A 2366-nucleotide genomic window follows, 5' to 3' on the forward strand; every position below is an offset into this window, starting at 1 on the left:
TGAAAATATTTAATAAATTTTTGGTCTTATGTATCGCAGCTTTTTTTATAAGCTGTGATACTGACCCAATATTGTCAGAAGCTAATGTGGTAAGTTTTGAAGAAACTTCAAAATCTTTAGCTATAGACGTTGGTTCTTCTGTATCAGATCAGTTTAGCGTTTTTACAGGCGGTACTACTGGAGCAGATAGAACATATAATTTAATTGTAGAAGGAGCTACTATACCATTATCAGGTTTAGATATGCCGGCAACGGTGGTCGTACCTAGTGGTTCTAATGAGGGTATAGTGAATTTTACAGTAAATTATAATGATGAGTTTAGTATAACAGGTGGAAGTTTTAATGTAATATTAGAAGATACTTCTACCAACCTTATTGGAAACTCAGAAATAAGTATTGATGTAAATGTAACCTGTGAATCTCCTGCATCTATTGATTTTGAGTTCGATGGATATGCTAGTGAAATAACTTGGTCAGTTATAGATTCAGATGACAACACCATATATTCTGGCGGAGGTTATTCTGATGGTCTAGCAACATTTTCAAGAGAAGTATGTTTAGCAGACGGTGACTATACGTTTGTTATAGATGATAGCTTTGGTGACGGACTTTCATTCCCCAATATTGGTAATGCAACTTTAACCTTTAAAGGTGAAGTACTTGCAGAAGCAGTTGGCGATTTTGGTTCACAATTTGTTGGTGAATTCACAATCGTGAATTAGTAGTTGATATTATTAAATTTTAATTAACTCTTGTTAAATATAATTTCTATTATATTTAGCAAGAGTTTTTTTAATTTAATATGATAAACATGAAAAAGACAATTTTAAACATGATGTGGTTCTCCGTTATAGCCTTACTTCTAGTAAGTTGCGGTGATGACTTTCTTGTCGAAGAGCCAACTGGGAATGAGCCTACCATTAAACAAATAGGAGAAGCTGGTGCGGTAAATCCAGAGATTAATGGTGCCTTTATGACTGGCGTTTACTCTACAATGTTCACAACAGGAACAGGAGGAACTGGTTCACAATCGGATTTTGGCCAGAAAGGTTTTGATATTTATAGCGATATGCTAACTGGTGACATAGCCCTTACATTAAGTACTTACGGATGGTACAGAGCTGCTATTACAGAATTTCAAGCTCCTTTAGATTTTACTCAACAAGAGAACTACCAAGGATGGAGGTACTACTATAGAGTAATAAATAGATCAAATTTGGTTATTGAGACTGTTTTACAGGAACCACAACCAGAAGAGGAAGCTGATTTAATAGCAATTATAAATGGATTAACAGATGAAAACAGACATATTGTTGCTCAGGCTTTTGCAATGAGAGCTCATTCTTACTTCAATCTTACTCAGCTTTATATTAACGATGTTACGGCATCTTGGAATTCACCAACTCTTCCAATATATGTAGTAGCAGATCTAGTAGGTAATGAAAAATCTACAACAGAAGCTGTGTATCAATTGATAGAAGATGACTTAACGAGAGCTATTTCACTTATGGATGATTTCTCGAGACCATCTAAGGTGGAGATTGATAAGCCCGTTGCTGAAACAATCTTGGCTTACGTTTTAGCCTCACATAACGATAACAGATGGACAGATGTTGTTGCTTTAACAAATAGTGCAATGAGCGGCAGTCCTGCAAGTTTAATGACTGCTGATGACTCAATCAATGGAATACTTGGTGGTTTTAACGATGTTAACGCTTCAGGTTGGATGTGGGGTATTGATTTAAATGTAGATATTGGTTTAGGCTTAGTTTCATGGTGGGGACAAATGGATGCTTTCTCTTATAGCTATGCAGCTGTTGGCGATAATAAAGCTATGGACCAAGGTTTATACGATAGTATGCGTGCTGATGATATAAGAAGAAATCAGTTTTTAGATGATCCTTTAAGTACAAGGAACTTACAACCATTAAACAAGTTCTTCGACAGTGATAGAATCATATTTGGTTCATCTCAAATCGTGAAAGCAGATTACATTTACATGAGATATGCAGAACCTTTATTATTAAACATAGAGGCTTTATATCATACCAATCCTGCTGGTGCTAAAACTGCTTTAAAAGATTTTGCACAAACTCGTATCGATGATGTATCCTATATTGATGCCTTGAATGGCCAAGCCCTATTGGATGAAATATACAAGCAAACTCGATTGGAGCTTTGGGGAGAAGGTAAATCATACTACGCTATGAAGAGAAATAAAGCTACGACTGTAAGAGGTGACAACCACCTAACTTTTGTGGGAGAACCAATTCCTTGGAATGATGAGAGAATGACCTTGGAAATACCTCTCCAAGAGATTCAAGATAATTTATTTATTAACGATCAAAATTAAAATTCTGAAAGAA

General features: G+C 35.5%; 1 protein-coding gene and 1 pseudogene. Both read left to right on the plus strand.

Annotated features, from left to right (window positions below; all coding sequences use genetic code 11):
- Positions 1-722 (plus strand): annotated as a pseudogene (locus tag PGOND44_RS14830) (hypothetical protein); the annotation flags it as partial.
- An 89-nt stretch (positions 723-811) separates the two neighbouring features.
- Positions 812-2353 carry a RagB/SusD family nutrient uptake outer membrane protein gene (locus PGOND44_RS14835; RefSeq protein WP_040556322.1) on the plus strand — a complete coding sequence of 514 codons (1542 nt, stop codon included), beginning with the start codon at positions 812-814 and terminating at the stop codon, positions 2351-2353.
- Positions 2354-2366 lie beyond the last annotated feature (13 nt).

It is taken from the genome of Psychroflexus gondwanensis ACAM 44 (assembly GCF_000355905.1).
GTDB lineage: Bacteria > Bacteroidota > Bacteroidia > Flavobacteriales > Flavobacteriaceae > Psychroflexus > Psychroflexus gondwanensis.

Coding starts and splice junctions, on each gene's coding strand:
- PGOND44_RS14835 (WP_040556322.1), top strand. CDS start 812: ATGAAAAAGACAATTTTAAACATGATGTGGTTCTCCGTTATAGCCTTA.